The sequence below is a fragment of the Apibacter sp. wkB309 genome (assembly GCF_002964915.1).
Taxonomy (GTDB): Bacteria; Bacteroidota; Bacteroidia; order Flavobacteriales; family Weeksellaceae; genus Apibacter.
Map to the genome: position 1 here is coordinate 1 of NZ_PSZL01000001.1, position 21,329 is coordinate 21,329.

The 21,329-nt window shown below is 31.4% G+C and carries 11 protein-coding genes and 1 pseudogene; 7 read left to right on the forward strand and 5 right to left on the reverse strand.

What is annotated here, in order from left to right:
• Positions 1 to 5,512: pseudogene (locus C4S75_RS00005) on the reverse strand (hypothetical protein); the annotation flags it as partial.
• A 288-nt stretch (positions 5,513 to 5,800) separates the two neighbouring features.
• Positions 5,801 to 7,930 carry a Tex family protein gene (locus C4S75_RS00010; protein ID WP_105296587.1) on the reverse strand — a complete coding sequence of 710 codons (2,130 nt, stop codon included), beginning with the start codon at positions 7,928 to 7,930 and terminating at the stop codon, positions 5,801 to 5,803.
• A 299-nt stretch (positions 7,931 to 8,229) separates the two neighbouring features.
• Here C4S75_RS00010 and rsmG point away from each other — a divergent pair, with 299 nt between their 5' ends.
• The 4 genes from rsmG (at position 8,230) to C4S75_RS00030 (ending at position 13,893) form a co-directional block, all read left to right on the forward strand.
• On the forward strand, positions 8,230 to 8,856 hold the full coding sequence (rsmG, locus tag C4S75_RS00015) for a 16S rRNA (guanine(527)-N(7))-methyltransferase RsmG (RefSeq protein WP_105296271.1): 627 nt from the start codon (positions 8,230 to 8,232) through the stop codon (positions 8,854 to 8,856).
• Positions 8,857 to 8,860: 4 nt separating this feature from the next.
• Positions 8,861 to 11,830, forward strand: coding sequence for a tetratricopeptide repeat protein (locus C4S75_RS00020; protein ID WP_105296272.1), 2,970 nt, complete (start codon positions 8,861 to 8,863; stop codon positions 11,828 to 11,830).
• A 21-nt stretch (positions 11,831 to 11,851) separates the two neighbouring features.
• Positions 11,852 to 13,600, forward strand: coding sequence for a hypothetical protein (locus tag C4S75_RS00025; RefSeq protein WP_105296273.1), 1,749 nt, complete (start codon positions 11,852 to 11,854; stop codon positions 13,598 to 13,600).
• Positions 13,601 to 13,671: 71 nt separating this feature from the next.
• Positions 13,672 to 13,893 carry a PspC family transcriptional regulator gene (locus C4S75_RS00030; protein ID WP_105296274.1) on the forward strand — a complete coding sequence of 74 codons (222 nt, stop codon included), beginning with the start codon at positions 13,672 to 13,674 and terminating at the stop codon, positions 13,891 to 13,893.
• Here the strand turns inward: C4S75_RS00030 and C4S75_RS00035 are convergent.
• From C4S75_RS00035 to C4S75_RS00045, 3 genes are all read right to left on the reverse strand, one after another.
• Positions 13,888 to 14,688, reverse strand: coding sequence for a rhomboid family intramembrane serine protease (locus C4S75_RS00035; protein WP_105296275.1), 801 nt, complete (start codon positions 14,686 to 14,688; stop codon positions 13,888 to 13,890). The genes C4S75_RS00030 and C4S75_RS00035 overlap by 6 nt on opposite strands.
• A 131-nt stretch (positions 14,689 to 14,819) precedes the next feature.
• Positions 14,820 to 15,680, reverse strand: coding sequence for a DUF2911 domain-containing protein (locus C4S75_RS00040; protein WP_105296276.1), 861 nt, complete (start codon positions 15,678 to 15,680; stop codon positions 14,820 to 14,822).
• A gap of 11 nt (positions 15,681 to 15,691) precedes the next feature.
• On the reverse strand, positions 15,692 to 17,374 hold the full coding sequence (locus C4S75_RS00045) for a glutamine--tRNA ligase/YqeY domain fusion protein (RefSeq protein WP_105296277.1): 1,683 nt from the start codon (positions 17,372 to 17,374) through the stop codon (positions 15,692 to 15,694).
• Between the two features lie 178 nt (positions 17,375 to 17,552).
• Between C4S75_RS00045 and C4S75_RS00050 the strand changes: the two genes are divergently transcribed.
• From C4S75_RS00050 to C4S75_RS00060, 3 genes are all read left to right on the forward strand, one after another.
• Complete coding sequence (locus tag C4S75_RS00050) at positions 17,553 to 19,109, forward strand: sensor histidine kinase KdpD (protein WP_105296278.1); 1,557 nt, start codon at positions 17,553 to 17,555, stop codon at positions 19,107 to 19,109.
• A 7-nt stretch (positions 19,110 to 19,116) separates the two neighbouring features.
• The gene (locus tag C4S75_RS00055; protein ID WP_105296279.1) at positions 19,117 to 19,821 is read left to right on the forward strand and encodes a response regulator transcription factor; all 705 of its coding nucleotides are present in this window, start codon (positions 19,117 to 19,119) and stop codon (positions 19,819 to 19,821) included.
• Between the two features lie 117 nt (positions 19,822 to 19,938).
• Positions 19,939 to 21,303: an MATE family efflux transporter gene (locus C4S75_RS00060; protein WP_221404039.1), complete on the forward strand. Its 1,365-nt coding sequence runs from the start codon at positions 19,939 to 19,941 to the stop codon at positions 21,301 to 21,303.
• Positions 21,304 to 21,329: the final 26 nt, after the last annotated feature.

Sequence of the window (21,329 nt, forward strand, 5' to 3'; positions counted from 1 at the left end):
TATAAATCCCTTTTGCTTCATTTTTAAAGGCTTCTTTGGCATCTGATTCATTTCTGTAATAACGATAATTGCTTGTCGGATAATTGCCCAGTAATTGTTCTGATTCGTGTAGATTAAATATTTCTTTTGAATCATCTTGGGAATCATCGCATTTTATTGATAAGCGTACTTCTTTTGGGATCGGTACATGGTTGGGATTTTTCTTAAACCATACTTCATTTATGCCTATACAACCACTCTCTTGGTTTAGTACTCGTACGTATAACGGATTCAGGAAGTCCACAGTAAAGTACGTTTGTTTGTCTATCGGAATTATAGTCGGATCATTTACTGCTAAGGCTTCGGACTGAGTGCGGTAATAGGTAATTTCTTGTTTCGCTGACGGGGCAATTACCAGATTATCTAAATCTTTTAGTAGTACGTCATTATACTCTCCGTCTAAGTCTTCATCACACAGGGTATAGGTTACCTTATTGGGACGTGGCGTTTCTTTTTGGGTAATTGTTATTGTTCCTTCATTTCCACATCCGTTCTCTTTGTTTTCGAATTTGACTTTTATTTCTACTTTGTTTTCTCCTACAGGGGGTTCGTAATCGGTTAAAGTATTAGGTATTTGCCCTGATGTGTCTTCTACTCTGCCAATCTCTACTCCTTTGCTGTCTTGGTAGATAATTCGTAAAGAATTGATCATTTTATTTAAACGTGTTGGATCAGGAATGCCATTTGATGAAAGCATTGACCGGGATAATTCCCAAAGATTAATTTTTGATTTTGTAGCGTCCGGTTCGTATTCGCAAATTTCTACGGATTGATTTTCTACTTTTATATAAGGATATACTTTTATTTTAATCTTTGCTATACTATCGCATTGAATTCCTTTGCTATCCTTTACTCTGACAAATACTTCATCATATGTATAAAATCCATCTGTAGTTATCACTCCGGTTTGGTAAGCATTTGGATTTGCAACAGCATTACTGATCTCTCCTTTTCGTGCTTGATTTTCATCTTTATAATATTCAAATTGAACATCGGAAGAACTACTAATCCGGTTGGAAACAGAAGTAAGATCAACGAATGATTTATCCTGACCGTCCATACATCCTATTATTTCAACTTCCTGTTTATCCAGCGATAGGCGTGGATTTACATTTACCGAAATAGCGGTAATTGTCGGACAAGTTTTATCTTTTTTATCTATTCTGACATAGATTGTATAAAACGGATTGTCAGGAGGAACATTGGTAAATTCATTATGTTTGATGGTAAAGTTTACAGGCGATACCTCATTCTTATGTTCTTCTGCATCTTGTTTCGTTCTATAGTAAGTAAAATCATATTCCGAATTGATAAAGGATAGAGATTCTCCGGTAATAATATTAGTTTTGTAATCATCTAAATTGCTGATTACATACTTGCCGTCTATGGTTCCATCGGTTTCATCACAAATATCTATAAAGTGTACATTGGCTTTAGGAACTAAAGAAATTAAAAATTCTACTTTACGGATAATTAAACACCCTGTTTTATGGTAAATAAATTTAACCCAAACTTCATCTCCTCCGGAAACTTCATATTCTTCTAAATTTGCCTCAGGTATACCTATCCCATAAATTGCGTTGTACTTACTTGCATGATAGGAAACAGTAAAATCACTCAGTGTATATGAACTTCCAATCATTTGAGATGGATATTCCTTTAAGTTAACTTTTACCTTTTTTTCTTCATTACATAATAAGGTAGCAAAATGATTTACCTCTAATTCAGGATATGCTTTAACTTCTATAGGGGCAATTGAAAAACAGTTACTTTTTATATTTCTTACTCTAACCCAAAAAGTGGTTGGAAATCGGGTAACCGAAGCACTCCCCCAAATACGATTTTGATTTTTTAGTGCATCATCCTCTCTAGTAAAATAAATAAATTCAAAGTCATTACTATCTATGTTGGAATCAAGAAAAAGGCTGTTATAATTTTCCAACCAAATAGTTTCATAGATGCTGTCTTGATCATTTTTCGTATTATTATTGCATATGGTAACACTTACATTTTGCTTTAAAACGGGAGATTCAATTAATGAAAAATTTAACATAAAATAATCCGAGCAATCTTTGGTTTTAATTTTCACCCAAATTTTTGTGGAGTTGGTTACATCAAATTCACTTACCGGATTAGTGCCATTTTTTGCATCATTTTCTGTTACATAATATTCATAATCCATTTGATTCGTCAACTTTGAATTATTGGATATAAGTGGGGCCGTTACCAGTTGGTATAAATTTGATGAATTGATCTTTTCTGTCCCGTTATTTCCAAAATCACATATATAGATGTTTGGATTACTAACTGTCGGTACAGGAATTAAGTTTATTGTAACTCGAATAATCTTAAAACACTTGGTTACCGGATCCTCCACTCTCATGCATATCTCATTATTGGTAATATTTGTTGTCGTATTTACCAGATACTTAATTGGAGTATTGCTGTCCGTATACGTTCCTAACAATTCACCGGGAGCATCTATTTCATATTCCGCATCGTATATCAAACGATAAAATTGAATGGTTGTCCCTTTTGAATCAAGTATGATTTTAGACAAATCTACTTCTTCTTTGTAGTCATCCCCTATGTCACAAACCTCTAAGTCTGTATATTCCGGTAATTGTACGGATGGAACTAAATTAAATTTAATCTCAACAATAATGGGACATTGATTTTTAAATTCTAATTTAACAAATGCCGAAAAAGTTCCTTCTCCAATTTGAAATTTAGTAGGATCTGTAATCGATGCTTTACCCCCGTCGTGAGCTTCATTTTTGGTTTTATAATACCTTAAATTTCTTATATCTTTTATAGAAGTTTTTAAACTTGATAACTGATCTTGAGTAAGAAGTTCTTCCAGCTTGTTTGGATCAGTCTTTTTAGAACCTTTTATAAATTCTAATATATTAACAACCTCAATTCCATCATCATTAAAATCACAAATAGTATGCGGACCCAATACTTTTTCTTCAATTGTTATCAAATTGAATTTCAAATCATAAGCATAGCTGCATCGATTATATCGGACCGCAGGATATATTATTTTTGGATTTTCATCCGAAGTTAGATCAAAACTCTTTTTAATCATTCCTTTTTCATGTTTAGGATCTGCCAAATACATATCCCGATCGTGCTGATTGTCAAAAAATACAATTTTATCATCTGAATCATTTCCAAAGGATGGATGAGAATATGAATAAGTATAAAGATCTTTAAGTAAATCTTCGTAATCTTTTAAGTATATTTTCTCGACACCATCATTGTATGTGTCGCATATATCAAATTCCCTTTTATATAATGTTTGATTTTTAGATACGAAGATAGTTATAGAGCTTACTGCTATAACTCCGCTTTTTTTAATCTTATATTTTAAATAAATAGTTGGTTTAGCCGGTGCCTCTACACTATAGATATAGCCGGGGGATGATTCCTTTAATTTAAGTTTATCCGTACATGCCAAATCTTTATAAAAACCTTCAATCTCAATATCTTGTGGAGTTAATGAAGTACCGGACAAAAAGTTAGGAAGATATGATTCCAAATTTACTTCTTCTGTATCATTGGCATCACATATAGTTGGATATGGCAATCCATCTCCGATGCCGCCGCCACCACCGCCGCCACCGCCACCGCTACAATCTCCGATGGCATTTAAAATCAATTTTGTTTTTACTTCTCCACAAAAATCCGGATGAGTCGCTTTGATGTAAATAGTGTTATTTAATCTCAACATACAATTATCCGGATTTACAATTTCGTTGTTGTAATAAGAATCTTTATAGTATTTCCATTTTACGGTAGTATGGGAAGGATTGATCGGAGAATTTGTTAGTAAGTTAGAGTTATATTTGGTTAGATCCAACATCACGGATTGCCCTTCCCTAACATCGCAAATTTCAGCTAAATACTCTTCTAACTCTAATTTTTTCACCAATTTTACAGTAAATGTGATTAAGGTATAACACGACTTATCCCTAATGGATTTATTCCATGCTTTAAGGTAAAACTTTACACTATCTTCGTCAGTTCCTGATAAATCAATAGGGTAATTACGTATAACAACATCGGGCAATTCTCTCATTTGATCATCCAGTATTATATACTCTGTAGTCCGTTTATTTATTCCGTAATTAAAATTATTCAGGTTCACATTCTCTATATTGTCATTTCCTTCATCGCAAACAATGAATTGCTGGTTATCTTTTAAATCAGGCCTCTTATTTAATTTAAGATTTATCTCTGTAGAAACAAAGCAAACTCCGCTTTTCAATACTTTTACATAGACCGTCATATCATCAGAAAAAGTAAAGGATTTTGCTTCTTCATCTGAAATCTGATTAGTTAAATTCTTATACCTGTAATAGGTAAATTTTAAATTTGGATCCGGGTTTATCAGTTGTTGATATGATGTTAAATCAACTGTATAACTTTCTCCATTATTAATACAAAAAGGTGGGGGTGATTGTTTTACTGCCGTAGGAAATTCTTTGCTAAACTTCACCTGTAAGGTATCCGTAAGTGAAAAACCATTACATCCATTATAAGTAACCTTTGCTCTAAAGTAAGTGTTTGAAGTAGGAGTGACTACCCAAGTATCCCCCCAATTACTTGGACTTGAAGAATTTCCTTCATACCAAGTAACGGAAATATCCGTATTTCCATTCGGAGTAAATCTCCATGCTTCTTTTTTTGCTTCCCAATCTCCCCTATTTCTTCCCGGGGGAGAAACTCCTATGTATCCATTTGAATTGATGATCCCTATTAAAGCGTTTTTATCTTTAGTGGTATTGGGGTTTTTACTTTTATTTCCAACATATATATCTATGATATTAAAAGTTTCATACAAAACAATTTGTGAAGATGAATAAATCCGATCCGGTCCGTATTGTTTTAAATTATCAAAATTAATAATGAATTTTCTATAGGGAGCTTTTCCTTCATAAGCAACTTTTACCTTGCTCGGCGTGGTATTATTCATGTCGTGATAAACACCAAATATTGAATTTTTAGGTAATCCGGAATTTGGATTATTACCTGAAATAATATACGGACATTCTTTATTTTTTTGCGACAAGTCAAAGCTGACTACTCCATTATCACTGACAATAATTTGATTATAACTTTTTCCATAAAAGCAAAAATTAAAACCTATATCGATGATATCGTTACCAAAAACATCATCGTTTTTACCATTGGAGTTACCGGTTGATACCGGAGTACCCTTGGTAAAATCTACATTTGAAGGATATTGAATGGAAGAAACTTCATATTTATTGGTTTGATTGATTATAGGATAATCTACACTTAGTTTAATGTTTTTATTTCTAAAAAACTTATAATCACAGTCAACATACACAGTATCTGAATTTCCATTATGATCTTTGATCGAGATCTTAGGTTCTTTAAAATCCTGTGAAAAAATTTTACCAATAAAAAATATTAAAATAACGAACGAATAAAGGTTTTTCATTTTTTAATTTTATTTATATTATTTAACTAAATAATACCCTATTAAATCAGATTTTATGATAAATACGGATAATGAATGGATAAAGATATTAATTCTTATTTTTTTTTACTACTATTAGAGCAATAATTATATAATTTAAAAGTTTTGAAGTGTTTTATATTTATATATACTTTTTATTTTATGTGATAAAAATATAGTATATGTATTTTAAAAAATTAAAATAATTATATAATCTATAATAGAATCTATATTTTTATCTAAAGATCTTTTATTAACCTTTTAATCAATTTAATCAATCATAGATAATTGTATTCTCTTTCGTTCCTTATCTATATCGATTATTTTTACTTCTACATGTTGATGAAGATGCACGACTGTGCTAATGTCTGTTATGAAATCATTGCATACTTTAGAAAGATGAACTAATCCATTCTCTTTAATTCCTATATCTACAAAACAACCGAAATTAGTGATATTATTGATTATTCCGGGAACTTTCATTCCCGGTTTTAAATCATCGATGGTTTTTAAAGAAGGATCGAAAGTAAACATTTTTACTTGTGTTCTTGGGTCTAGACCGGGTTTTTCCAATTCTTTACAAATATCTTCCAAAGTTAAAATCCCTACTTCTTCGTTTACGTAATTGTTTAATTTTATTTTTTGAATTAGTTCTTTATTTCGGATTAAATCTCCCAATTTTACTCCTAAATCATTAGCCATTTTCATTACTAGAGAATAGCTTTCGGGATGAACAGCGGAATTGTCTAAAGGATTTTCAGACGTCGGAATTCTTAAAAATCCGGATGCCTGTTGAAATACTTTTTCACCAAGTCTGGGAACTTTTTTCAGGTCTTGCCGGGTTGAAAATGCTCCCATTTCCGAACGGTACTGAACAATATTTTCAGCCATCTTTTCTCCTATACCCGAAACATAAGACAATAAGGATTTACTGGCTGTATTAAGGTTTACACCCACACTGTTTACGCAAGAAACAACAACTGCATCCAGTTCTTTTTTCAATAATGATTGATCTACATCGTGTTGATATTGTCCCACTCCTATGGCTTTAGGTTCTATTTTTACCAATTCCGCAAGTGGATCAGACAACCTTCTTCCTATGGAAACTGCTCCTCTTACCGTAACGTCATAGGATGGAAATTCTTCCCGAGCCAATTTAGATGCAGAATATACGGACGCCCCGGCTTCATTTACAACAAAAACTTTAAGAGGACGATCAAAAGCTATGGATTGTATTAATCGTTCCGATTCTCGGGAGCCTGTACCATTACCTATGGATATGGCTTCAATTTTATAAGCATTAATTAAAGATTTAATTTTTTTTATTGATTCTTTGATTTCTTTTTGGGGAGGATGAGGATATATGGTATCATTGTGTAATAAATTACCATTTTCATCTAAACAAACCAACTTACAACCTGATTTATATCCGGGATCAATTGCCAGTATTCTTTTTTCCCCCAAAGGAGATTGCAGTAATAATTGTTTTAAATTAGATGAAAACACTTGAATGGCTATTTGGTCGGCTGACTCTTTGGCTTTCTGGAAAACTTCATTACTTAGCGCCGGTTCTAATAAGCGTGAAAAAGAATCTTTTATTGCTAAAAGTAGTTGATCTTTAATTATTTTTTCATGAGTTTTAATTATATGTTTGCTTATTATATGTAAGGCTTCCTCTGAGTCAACTTTAACTTTGACGCGTAAAATTCCTTCTTTTTCCCCTCGTAAGATTGCTAAAAACCGATGAGATGGCGAACGTTTTAAATTTTCAGAAAATTCAAAATAATTTGAAAATTTTTGTGCTTCTTTTTCCTCCTCTTTTCCTTTAATCACCTTAGATTCCAAAAGGGCAGTTTGTTGAAAAAAACGCCTTAAATTTGAACGTACATAATTATTTTCGTTAATCCATTCCGCAATAATATATCTGGCACCTTGAAGAGCATCATCTACTGACAATACATCATCTGTGGTGTATTTTGAAGCTAATAGAGTTAAATCTGAAATCGGTTTTTGTGCCATTAAGATTTTTGCTAAAGGTTCTAAACCGTTTTCAATTGCAACAGACGCTTTTGTTTTTCTTTTCTTTTTATAGGGTAAGTAATAGTCTTCTAAAAGAGTCAGTTCGAAACAATTTTCTATTTTTTGCTTAAATTCTTCGGTTAATGCTCCTTGCTCGTCAATACTTTTTATAATAAACTCCTTACGTTTTTGAATTTCTTCAAAATCTGTTTTTAACTTAGATATATTGAATAATTGAACTTCATCCAGATTTCCGGTCATTTCCTTTCTATAACGGGCAATAAAGGGTATGGTATGATCTTCGTTTAATAATTTTACCGTATTTTCTATGCTTTTTTGAGAGATATCAATTCGTTTCTGAATGAAGGAAATCATATTTATAGTAATTATTTTATATCTAAGTAGTGTAAGTTCGTTTTTAATTTTATAAAAATAGGTAATATAAATTAATTGTCGAATCAAAAATAACTTGTTTTCAAAGTAAATTATAATTTATATTAATAGCATTCCAATTAAATTTTATCTTTACCATCTGATCTTTATAAATTTTGTTAAATGACTTCAAAAAGTCTTCTTCTTTTCCTTAAACCCTTATTTTTGTTGTAATAAAAGCAAATGTCTATTATAAAATAGAGTCTTATATTATTAAAACTTATATTTTTGTATATCTATTAATACCCATGACAAACTTAATACAAAAGTATTTTCCGGAGATAACTGAAAAACAATTGCATAGTTTCGAAAAACTCCCTGATTTGTATTCAAATTGGAATGAAAAAATCAATGTTATATCAAGGAAAGATATAGATTCTTTACTTGAAAAACATGTCCTTCATTCTTTGGGAATAGCAAAAGTAATGCAGTTCGCTCCTTCGACCAAAGTTTTGGATATTGGTACAGGTGGCGGATTTCCGGGTATACCTTTAGCTATACTTTTTCCGGAATCTCAATTTACTTTGGCCGACTCCATTGGAAAAAAAATTAGGGTTGTTAATGAAATTGCACAAGAATTAAAGTTAGATAATGTCATTGGTATTCATACTCGCGCCGAAAAAATTAAAGAGAAATTTGATTTTGTAGTAAGCCGAGCGGTTACCCAAATGCCTGTTTTCATGTCTTGGGTTAAAGGAAAATTTACATCTAAGAATATCAATAGTTTACAAAATGGCGTTTTATATTTAAAAGGAGGAGATCTAACTGAAGAATTGAAAAATTTTCCCGAGGCTACACTCTATGAGTTAAAAGATTATTTTGACGAGGAATTTTTTAAAACTAAAAAAGTCGTTTATATTAAAAATATGCACTAAAGTTATGCGAAAAAAAACCCAATGGCTTATCCCATTATTAGGAGCAAATTTATTTGTGAATGCTCAATTATCTGAAATTTATTATAACAATTACCAGATAAGCAACGCAAAGGAATTATATGAAAATGAAGCCTATAGAGGAACTCAATATATAATTAATGATTTAATTAACTTTTCCAATCTAAGATCTTATCAATTGGAAATTGCCAATTTTTACGATGCTCTCATAAGCCTCATCTTACAAGATGAAGAAGCAGAAAAGAAATTTGATGCCTTTACCAATAAATATCCTCAAAGCGTATTAACTGAAAGAGCTCACCTCCAATTGGGAAATTACTATTTAATACATCAGGATTATTTTCGCGCAGCAGAAGAACTCTCTAAAGTAGCAATAGATAAACTTCCTCCTAATAAAAGAGCCAATCAATACATCAAACTCGGGTATGCTCAATTTATGAATCAGGATTTTGAAAATGCTGAAAAAAACTTGGAAAAAGGATCTTATAGCAACCAATACAAAAATCAAATAGACTTTTTGTTAGGTCATATAGCTTATGCTAACGGTGAACATATTGAAGCTAAGGAAAAATTTACTTCCTTATTAAATCAACCGGAATTTACCGAAAAAATCAAGCCTTATATGGTACAGATTTATTTTAATGACGGTGAATATGATTCTGCCATATCAACCGGTAAAACTTTATTAGCTTCTAATCAATATCCTGAGTTAAAAAATGAGATAATAAAAATAATTGGAGAAAGCTATTTCAAATTAAAAAAGTATGCCGAAGCCGAACCCTATCTTTCATCTTATATAAAAAATAGTGCTTCTCCAACTTTGAGCGATTATTATCAAATGGGATATGTTTTGTATCAAGCCAAAAAATATGAAGAAGCAGTTACTTATTTTAATAAAATAACTGTTGGAGATATTTCTCCCATTTCGCAAAATGCATATTACCAATTGGGAAATTCATACCTGAAAACAAATAAAAAGAAAGAAGCTTTAACGGCTTTCAAAGCTGCTTCTGAAATGGATTTTGATAAAAAAATTCAAGAAAATGCCTATTTAAATTATGCGAAATTGAGTTATGAAGTAGGTAATCCATACGAGCCTGCTTCCAAAGTTTTAAATACCTATTTAAAAAGATATCCAGCTTCCAAGCATCAATCGGAAATCAATGAATTGTTGGTTAAATCATATATTAATTCCGGAAATTTCTCAGAAGCCTCTCAACTTCTATCTTCCATACCCAATAAATCTTCGGAGTTAAAACTTAAAGAGCAAGAAGTTGCCTATGCCTACGGAGTACAATTATACAATCAGGGCAAAATAGAATCGGCTTCTCAAGAATTTGAAAAAGCCATACTTTTTAAAAATAATTCTCAATTTTATGCACGTTCACTCTATTGGTATAGCGATTGTCAATACCAATTAGGAAATTATCAAAATGCTATTGATAAATTACAACTTTTGCAAAATTCCGGAATTACCATACCGGAAAGTTCTCAAGTGATGTATCAAAAAGGATATTCTTATTTAAAATTGAAGAATTTCGATTTGGCAGCAATTTCATTTCAAGAATATCTTAAAAATCCAAAGCAAGAATTTAAAGCAGATGCAGAATTACGTCTTGCCGATGCATTATTAGGCAGTAATCAGCTTAACCAAGCAATTCAAATGTATGATCAAGCATATACATCTTCTATCGAAGACAGGGAATATTCTCAGTATCAAAAAGCTATTGTATATGGTCTGCAAAAAGATTATAAAAATAAAATTGTTGAACTTGAAAAGTTCATTAAAGCATATCCAAAATCGGAAAAAATTAACGATGCTTATTTTGAATTAGGTACAGCGTACGCTGAAACTGAAAATTACCAGAATTCTAATAATTATTTTCAGAAAGTTATCAGTTCTTCCAAAAATAATGACTTAGTGGTTATGTCATATCTTGGTATTGCTGATAATTTGACCAGTTTAAAAGAATATCAAAAAGCTATTGTAAATTATGGAACTATTGCCGATAATTATCCTAAAACCGATTATGCCCTCCAAGCTTTTACCGGAGCTAAAACTGCATTTATTGAAAGCGGTAAAGAAAATGAATATATTGACTGGGCAAATAGAAAAGGCTATAATATGGACCGTGCGGAAGCTGAAGAATTATCTTTTATGTCTGCTCAAAAGAAATTTTTATCTAAAGATTACTCTGCAGCCTCTCAAGAATTTGCGACTTTTTTAACTAAGTTTCCAACTACAAATCGTAAAATAACCTCTCTCTATTATTTAGGAGAAAGTTATTTTCAGCTAACTAATTATAATCAAGCGTTAGAGGCATTAAAAGAAGTTTCAGAATCATCCAATGAATTCCAGGAAGATGCTTTGGTTAGACTTTCTCAAATTTATATAAAACAAGAAAAAGACGAAGCTGCTCAAAATTCGCTTGAATCTTTGTATAAAATTACTTCCAATCAGAACTATAAATCTTTCGCCGAATTAGAATTGATGTATATCTATTCCGATCATAAAGAATATACTAAGGCTAATGAAATGGCTATAAAAGTACTGAATAATTCCAAAAATCCTTCTACTGTAAAAGAACAAGCCACTTTGATAAAAGCGCGCAGTTTATACAATTCGGGAAAAATAAATGAAGCAAAATCAGTATTTATAACTCTTGAACAATCTAAAAACAATGCAGTAAAAGCTGAGGCCTTATACTATAATGCATTATTTAAAAATAAAGATAAAAAATACGATGCCAGTAATTCCGTAATATTTAATTTAACATCTAAATATTCTGATCAGCAGTATTGGGGAGCTAAAGCTCTTCTTATAATGAGCAACAATTATCTAAACCTTAAAGATAATTATCAGGCTACTTATATATTGGAGCAAATTATAGAAAATTATAAAGAGTTTCCGGATGTTGTACAAGATGCCCAAACTCAACTTAACCATATTAAATAATTATATCTCGTTTTGAAGTTTATGAAGACTCAATATAAAATACTGATTTTAATTTTAATAGCAACTATTTCAACCACATCAGGATATTCTCAAATTAAAGAAGAAATATTAACCATTGGAAAAAAGAAAAATCCGAATGTTAATGTAAAAAATATTGAGAAAAAGAAAACAGACCCGGATAAATATCCACCGTCTAACGAAAGCAACTCAGTAAAAAAAGATTCACTGAATTATACAATTATTGATGTTCCTGCTGTTTCTGAATTTCAAACGTCTCAACTGCCTCCCCAATCCTTAAACACTGATTTTACTAATTCATATTATGACAATCATGCTAAGTTAGGTTATGGAACCAGAAATACAGTACTGGGGGATTTATATTTTAATTATCCGATAAATAATAATTTGACCGGTATCAAATTGTCTGCACTTTCTACCGATGGTCCTAAAAACAAATACGATTGGAAAACTTCTTCTTCAACTATTGATGCAGAAGCTTTTTACATTTTTAAATTAAAAACGGGAAAATTACATTTTGCGGGAAATTATACCTATAATGGAACTAATTATTACGGTCTTAACACACCGGAAATACATGCAACTCCCCACATGAATTTAAGGCAAAATACCAATCAACTTACCTTTAAATCCGATTATGACATGTATAGTAATAATTATTTGGACAAAGCTTCTTTAAAAGCCGGATATATGTGGGACAAATTTGATTCAAATGAAACTTTTGTAGACTTAAAAGCTAAGCTGGCTAAGAGTTCCGAAAATGCAAATCTTATGCTTCCCGGTTTAAATTTTGGCGTGGAAGCAGATGTATTGTTTAATTATACTTATACGCATTTTGGATTGGACTCAAAAGATAAATATTCATTTTTAACAGCCGGATTTTCTCCTGTGTTACGAATTTCAAGTCAAGGTTCTTATTTGAAAGTGGGTGCTAATATTGCCTATAATGGCGAGTTGGAAGGTAATAATACAAAAATTTTCTTCCATCCTAAGGCTGAATTTTTATTCAATGCTGCCAGAGAAATTAATGTATATGCCGGTATTGATGGCGGTTTAAAACTTAATAATATGTCCGATTTATTTTCGGAAAATCCGTATTTATACTCCAATCAATTGTTAAGACCAACCAATATATTATATAAAGTTTATGGAGGGATTAAAGGGGATATAGATGAAAGCATTAAGTACGAAGCGGAAGGATCATTCAGTAAAGCCGAAAACCTTTATTTTTTCATGAGAAATCCTTATGACCTTACCTTGCCTTCTGTGTTAAAGGCCTATAACCGATTAAATACCTTCAATGCTGTGTACGATGATGGTAATATTATTACTGTTAAAGGTGCTTTACAATATTTTTGGACCGGAGATTTGACTATTGGATTGGAAGGAGAATATCATAATTATAATCTGGATGAGCTTAAACATGCTTATAATTTACCCAATTTTAAAGTAGGCTTAGATAGTAATTATAAAACTTTAGAAGATAAATTAAAATTAGAAGCAAAATTATTTTTTACCGGTGAGCGTAAGAGTAATTATTTTTATTACGATCCTGCCTCTTCGTCTGTTAGGGAGGGAATAACTACTTTAGACAGTTATGTAGACCTTAATCTTTCGGCTTCATATAAATTATATAAGAATTTTTCACTATTTGTTAATGGAACCAATTTATTCAGTAAAAATTACGAACGCTTTCAAGGTTATAAAGTCTTAGGAGCTCAAGTATTGGGAGGTATTTTGGTTCAATTTTAGCAAATTGATAATAGTAATTAAAAAATTGTAATTTTTTACTTTATATGAATTAATTTAATAAATACTTTTTTATGATAGAAAAATTACGCACTCTATTTGAAGCAAACGGATTTGAAGTAATTTCACGTGTATCGGAAAAATTCGGAGTACGGGCGTCTAAATTAAGACTTTTATTTATCTACTTGTCATTTATTACTTTAGGTGGAATTTTTGCTTTATATCTTACCGGAGCATTTTTTCTATGGATTAAAGACAGCATTATCACTAAACGACCTTCGGTTTTTGACCTATAGTTTCTCTTGATTTTTCAAAGAATCTTTTTCATCTTCGTGATGGACATTGTCTGTTTTATTTATCTCTGAAGTCGGATCAGATTTCGAAGGGTCTTCTTCATGAAAATATTCAGGATATTCCAATTGATATTTTTCCCAAAGTTTTTCATCATCAGAATGATCATATTCATCCTTATCCCATTGAGGTTTCTCTCTTTTTTTGCCTATTCTTCTCAACATATAAGCTAATATAAACCCGGTTACAGCTCCCGACAGATGACTTTCCCAGGAAATAGGCCGATCATCGTATATGCCTAAAAGTTCTCTGGGAAATATTCCCCAAACTAAACTCCCATATAAAAAAACGACAATCAATGAAACTGCCAGTAAGGTTTTTTCATGCCTGAAAATTCCACTAAAAAAAAGAAATGAAGCCAAAACATAGATAATACCGCTGGCTCCTATATGGCAAGATAAAACGGAAGAATTTAGTAAAGAAAAATTAGGTAGTAACCAAACCACAAAACCGGATATAATCCATCCATTTAGTAAAACGAAATATGCCAATTTTTCATAAAACTGAAAAGTAAAAAATGTTAATACAAATAAAGGAATAGTATTACTGAGTATATGGGTAAGGTTTCCATGAAATAACGGTGCGAGCAGTACTCCTCTCAACCCTTTTAGATTAAGAGGTATGATTCCATAACATTCTTTGAAAATCAATAAATTTTGTAATAGAAATACCAACCATATGGCTCCTACTAATATGATCGGAACAATAATAGCTTCTTTATGGATCGGAAGTTTATGCATTTACCTTATTTATAAATACAAATTTGAACAGATTGTAAAATCCAAAAAATTTATCTACTATAAACTATATACTACTAAAAACGGTAAGAAATCTCTTACCGTTCTGTTTTTTTTATTTTAAAATAAATAATTTATAATATTTTTTTCCATTCTTTAATAGATTCGGTATTTAATCTAATATAATCTTTATTACCTTCTTTTTGGGCTCCATCTAAAGATTTCTCAGCTGAATCTATTGCCCCTTTTATATCTCCTAACTTAGCTTGAATTTGCGATTTAACTCTGTAATACCAATAAGGGGATTCTCCTTGCTTTAAATCAATGGCTCTATTGATCCAATTTAAAGCTTTCTTCATATCTCCATTAGACTGTAAATAATAATTGGCTGAAGCATAATAGGCATTAGCATCTGCTCTTGGATTAGATAATATACCGTCAATACTTGCATTTGCTATTTTTTGTGTCGGTACATGGAAAGTTATATCTACCAAAACCTGATCCCACATAAATTGTAAATGTGCGGAATTATCTGAAAGATTATTTATTCCTATAGTAAATGATTCCACTGATTCTGCCAATTTTTTAACCGGTGCCGTTGTTTTTAAAACCACTTTTTTATCGTCCCATTTTTCAGGTGTTCCCCAATTTTCTGAATCGGAATAAAAAATTACATCCCAGGTATCTTCACGGGGGATTGTATATATTGCATATTTACCTTTAGGAATAGTTTTTCCATCAATCTCAACATCATCCCCAAACTTAATGGTTGTATTTTCATTAGCCCCTGTTCTCCAAACTTGGCCGTAAGGTACCAATCCGCCAAAAATTACCCTTCCTTTTTTATTAGGTCGAGAATACTCATATTCAACATCTGTTAAACCTACCATTTGTTCAACCTCCGCTTTTAAACTTGCTGCCGGAGTTTTTACTTGTTGAGCTTCACTGAAAAGTGAAAAAGAAGAAAGAGCAATTAAAAAGATTATTTTTTTCATAATTTAAAACTTTATTTATTAGCGATTTTCGCCCAGGTATCTTTTAATGTTACAGTTCTGTTAAAAATTAGATGATTTTCTGTTGAATCGTCATCGACTGCAAAATACCCAAGTCTTTGGAATTGATATTTTGTTCCAATTTTTGTACCATTTAAGCCGGGTTCTGCAAAACCATGAATAGTTTTTAAAGAATCCGGATTTAAAAAATTTAAAAAGTCACCTTCTTGTGTATCCGGAGATTCTTCTTTAAATAATCGATCATAGATTCTCACTTCTATAGGTAATGCGTGTTTAACGGATACCCAATGCAAAGTACCTTTCACTTTTCGCATGCTTTCTTCTGTTCCGCTTCCGCTCTTACTTTTATCGTCATACGTGCAATAAATGGTTTGTATTACACCGTTTTCGTCTTTTTCTACAGATTCTGCTTTAATTATATAAGCTCCTTTTAATCGGACTTCTCCTCCTAAGGTCAATCGGAAAAATTTCTTAGGAGCTTCTTCCATAAAATCTTCTCTTTCTATATATATTTCTCTTGAGAAAGGAACTTCTCTTTCTCCTGCTTCCCTATTCTCCGGATTGTTTTCAATAGTAACATTTTCTTCTGAGTTTTCCGGATAATTAGTGATTACAACTTTCACCGGATTGACCACAGCCATGACTCTTTGAGCAATCTTATTAAGATGATCTCTTACCGTGAATTCTAATAAAGCAAAATCAATAATGTTGTCTCTTTTAGCCACTCCTACTCGTTCCATAAAATCTTTGATAGCTTCAGGAGTATATCCTCTTCTTCTCATACCCGATACGGTAGGCATTCGCGGGTCATCCCAACCGGATACATAATTTCCTTCTACTAAACGCAATAATTTTCGTTTGCTGGTAATCGTATAACTTAAATTTAATCTGGCAAATTCACGCTGCTTACTTTTAACTTTTGATGGATCGTATACCTGATCCAAAAACCATTCATATAAAGGTCGGTGATTTTCAAATTCCAACGAACATAAAGAATGAGAAACTTGCTCTATGTAATCTGATTCTCCATGTGTCCAATCGTATAAAGGATATATACACCATTCGTTACCGGTTCTTTGATGATGTTTTTTTAAAATACGATACATTACCGGATCCCTCATATTCATATTCGGGGATTTCATGTCTATTTTTGCGCGAAGTACACAACTTCCTTCCTCAAATTCTCCTTCTTTCATTCTTTGGAAAAGATCAAGGTTTTCCTCTATGCTCCTGTTTCTATAAGGACTTTCGATACCTTCTTCAAAAGGATTTTTTTTCTGTTCATTCATCTCTTCCGAAGTTTGATTATCAACATATGCTTTTCCTTCTTTAATTAATTTTATAGCCCACTCATATAACTGTTGAAAATAATCAGAAGCATAACATTCCTTATCCCAAGTATATCCCAGCCATTCTACATCTTTTCTAATCGCGTCAACATATTCTTGATCTTCTTTAACCGGATTAGTGTCATCAAATCGTAAATTAACGGGTACATTATATTTCTGCCCCAATCCAAAATTTATCCAAATGGCTTTGATATGGCCTACATGAAGATAGCCGTTAGGCTCAGGTGGAAATCTAAACCTTAATTTCTCTTTAGGAAAACCATTTTCTAAATCTTCTTCAATTATCTGCTCTAAAAAATTTAAAGATTTTTTTTCTTCTTGGTGCATAATATAATATAGTTATAGACGTACAAATTTAAATCATTTTTAAAATTATTCTCCATATAATATTTTAAACGTACTAAATATTTCTTTAGCTTTATTTTTGATCAGATAAGATTTTAAAAATATTGAAAATTTTCGATATGTCGTAAATTTCATCGGTTAAAATGATTAATTTTGTACTATGAAGGAACGTTTCATCCCTATTTTATCGGGATTAATGACCATTTCCCTTATAGTTTTTGTGGGATTGCAGATTTTTTGGCTGAAACAAGCTATAGATGCAGGTGAACAGGATTTTTCATCTCGTGTATACAAAGCACTAAATAATTCTTCCAAAAAAATTAATACTATAGAGATTAATAAGTTTTACAAACCGTTTACTAATTTCTATCAAGACATTAATAATCAAAAAGATTCCAGCACCATCCAAACAGCCATGAGTGTTATTGACTCACAGTCTGTTAAATACATCATTTATAAAAAAACAATCGTCAATAAAAAGCCTCTTATCATTCCTTTTTCAAAAAAAGATACTTTAAAAATCACCAATTTACTAACGGATGAAGGCGTATTAAAAATTAAAAAAGATTCTCTTCAAACCAATATTAGACCGATTGAAAAAAATATTGAAAATAGTTTTGTAAGCCCTAAATTTACCTTGGACGAATTTGCAAGATTGAGTGTAAACCAGATGAGTTTGGAATCCAGGATTAACATGCAGCTAATAGATTCAGTGGTTAGCTTAGAACTTAAAAAGCACAATATTAATACTGAATTCAAATGCGGAGTGCTCAACAATAAACTTAAATTAACTAAAATCCATAGTGATGATTTTATCTTAAGTAATAAGTTTACTCAAAATTATAATGTAGTTTTATTTTCTGACGGAAAAGATAATACCCAATATTATTTATCCGTTTATTTCCCTTCTAAACAATATTCCGTACTAAATCCTATTTTGGGAGCTATTGGGGTAACCATAGCCTCTACTTTGGTCATTATAGCTATATATATTGCTTCTATATATTATATGTCCCAGCAAAAAAAGATTTCTGAAATAAAAACTGATTTCATAAATAATATGTCTCATGAATTCAAAACTCCTATAGCAACCATTAATATTGCTACGGATGCGCTAAATTCGGAGAAAGTTCAATTAGAACCGGAAAAGATGAAATTCTATACTTCTTTAATTAAGCAAGAAAATGATAGAATGAAAAAACAAGTGGAGATGGTTTTGAGAATGTCAAAACTTGAACGAAATGCACTTCAACTGATCCGAAAAGAAACAGATATTCGACAAATCCTGAAAAACAGCATTAAAACTGTTCGGGTACAAGTGGAACAACGAGGGGGGACAATCAAAGAAGAGTATTTAGCAGATAAATATATTGGAAATGTGGATGGATTTCATCTTACCAATGCTTTTGTTAACATATTAGACAACGCGAACAAATATTCATTGGAAAAACCTGAAATCTCGGTTAAAACTTACAACGATAAAAATGATTACGTAGTTGAAATTTCAGATAAAGGAAAAGGTATGTCTGAAAACGTTATAAAAAAAATATTTGAAAAATTTTATCGGGAAGAAACCGGAAACATACATAATGTAAAAGGTCACGGATTAGGCTTGGCCTACGTAAAAAATATTATTAAGTTACATAATGGTGGTATTAAAGTTGTTAGTAAATTACATAAAGGAACCACTTTTATTGTACGTATTCCTCTAAATTAAAAATATCATGGATAAAAAAGTAAAGCTATTATTAGTAGAAGATGATCCAAGTTTTGGTGCTGTTTTAAAAGATTACCTCTCTATTCACGATTACGATGTAACTCTATCTGTTGATGGTGAAGACGGGTTAGAAAAATTTAAAGCAGACAATTTTGATATTTGTCTCTCCGATGTAATGATGCCGAAAAAAGACGGATTTACATTAGCTAAAGAAATTATTGACATTAATCCGGATGTTCCGATTATCTTTTTAACAGCTAAAAACATGCGTGAGGATATTCTTACCGGATATAAACTTGGCGCTAATGATTATATAACTAAACCGTTTGATTCTGAAGTTTTATTGTATAAAATTAATGCCGTTCTTCAAAGGAATTCCAATTCTTCCGTTAATTCTGAAAATGAAGACAAAGAAATTTATGAAATTTCCAATTTTAAATTTAATACCAAATTACGACAATTAGAGGTTAACGGTAAAATGCATAAATTATCTCCTAAAGAGAATGAGCTGTTAAAACTTCTTTGCAAGTATAAAAATGATCTTATGCCAAGAGAAGAAGCCTTAACTAAAATTTGGCATAATGATAATTATTTCACTTCTCGCAGTATGGATGTATACATTGCTAAAATCAGAAAATTACTTAAAGATGACGACAATGTAGAAATCGTAAATATTCATGGAGAAGGTTTTCGCTTATTAGTGAAAGATTAACCTTTCTCAAAAACTATATGGAATAGATTATTAATATTTTTATGAAGATTAATAATCTATTCTTTCCCTTTACTTAACTAACTATTTATTAAAAAACAGACGATCTTATTATTACGAATGGAAGCTATAGATAAATCTCAAAACATTTCAGAGCTGGAGAATGAAAAACCCGGCAAACTTATTTGGAAATATGCCGTTCCGGCCATCATAGGAACTATAGTAATTGCTTTATACAATATCATTGACAGTATTTATATAGGTCATGGAGAAAATTTGGGAGATCATGCTATAGGAGGACTGGGAGTTCTTCTTCCCATAATGAACCTTATCTCAGGAATAGGTATGCTGGTTGGAGCCGGAGCGTCAACACGTACCTCAATTTTTCTAGGCCAAAAAGATATGAAATCTGCCAATATTGTATTGGGAAATTCCATCTTATTAGCTACCGCATTAACTTTCTTTTTAATCGTTGGTATGTATGCCTACATGGATCCGATACTTATTGGTATTGGAGCTACTCCTCAAACATTCCCATTTGCAAAAGAATTTTTACTCTATTATCTTCCGGGAAATATATTTTTAACCGTTAATTATGCTCTCAACAGTATCATGCGAGCATCAGGATATCCTAAAAAAGCCATGTATATGATGCTTATAGGTGTTGTAGCCAATATTATTTTGGCTCCCATCTTTATATTTGTATTGAAATGGGGAATGAAAGGTGCTGCCATAGCAACCAATATTTCCATGGCGATAGGCTTGGGTGTCGTTTTAAAACATTTTTTTAATTCTAATTCCATTGTATATTTTCACTGGAAAAGCATAAAACCCAATTATAAGATCATATGGTCCATAATTAATGTGGGGTTTGCTCCTTTTTTCATGTTACTTGCTGCATCTGTTGTTGTTTTATTCATAAATAACAGGCTTAATGTTTACGGAGGCAGCACAGCCATAGAAGCTTATACCATAGCTAATCGACTGATCATGGTATTTATAATGGTATTAGTAGGTTTAACTCAAGGGATGCAACCTATTATAGGTTATAATTTCGGAGCGAAAAATATAAATAGGGTTAAGGACACATTAATTTATAGTCTTAAAACCGGATTTTTTATTGGATGTCTAGGATTTTTATTCGGTTTTTTATTCCCTGGACTTGTTGTTCAACCTTTTAATCCTTCCCCAAAATTAGCAAAAGAAGCATCTTTAGCTTTACAAATAATGACCATTACATTACCATTAAGCGGCATACAAATGGTTATTTCGAATTTTTTTCAATGTATTGGAAAAGCTGTTATTGCTTTTATTTTAAGTATGAGCAGACAATTCTTACTACTTGTACCCTCATTATTTATTCTACCTAACTACTTAAAATTAAACGGAGTGTGGTACTCCATTCCATTATCCGATACAATCTCTACTATTTTAGCTATAATCATCTTTATTTGGCAGGTTCGCAAGATCAAAAACTTAATATAAATTAATATTAACAAAATGTTAAAATT

Bases quoted from the DNA above. Each gene is read 5' to 3' on its own strand.
- rsmG (WP_105296271.1), top strand. From the start codon at position 8,230: ATGACAAACTTAATACAAAAGTATTTTCCGGAGATAACTGAAAAACAA.
- C4S75_RS00020 (WP_105296272.1), top strand. From the start codon at position 8,861: ATGCGAAAAAAAACCCAATGGCTTATCCCATTATTAGGAGCAAATTTA.
- C4S75_RS00025 (WP_105296273.1), top strand. From the start codon at position 11,852: ATGAAGACTCAATATAAAATACTGATTTTAATTTTAATAGCAACTATT.
- C4S75_RS00030 (WP_105296274.1), top strand. From the start codon at position 13,672: ATGATAGAAAAATTACGCACTCTATTTGAAGCAAACGGATTTGAAGTA.
- C4S75_RS00035 (WP_105296275.1), bottom strand. From the start codon at position 14,688: ATGCATAAACTTCCGATCCATAAAGAAGCTATTATTGTTCCGATCATA.
- C4S75_RS00040 (WP_105296276.1), bottom strand. From the start codon at position 15,680: ATGAAAAAAATAATCTTTTTAATTGCTCTTTCTTCTTTTTCACTTTTC.
- C4S75_RS00045 (WP_105296277.1), bottom strand. From the start codon at position 17,374: ATGCACCAAGAAGAAAAAAAATCTTTAAATTTTTTAGAGCAGATAATT.
- C4S75_RS00050 (WP_105296278.1), top strand. From the start codon at position 17,553: ATGAAGGAACGTTTCATCCCTATTTTATCGGGATTAATGACCATTTCC.
- C4S75_RS00055 (WP_105296279.1), top strand. From the start codon at position 19,117: ATGGATAAAAAAGTAAAGCTATTATTAGTAGAAGATGATCCAAGTTTT.
- C4S75_RS00060 (WP_221404039.1), top strand. From the start codon at position 19,939: ATGGAAGCTATAGATAAATCTCAAAACATTTCAGAGCTGGAGAATGAA.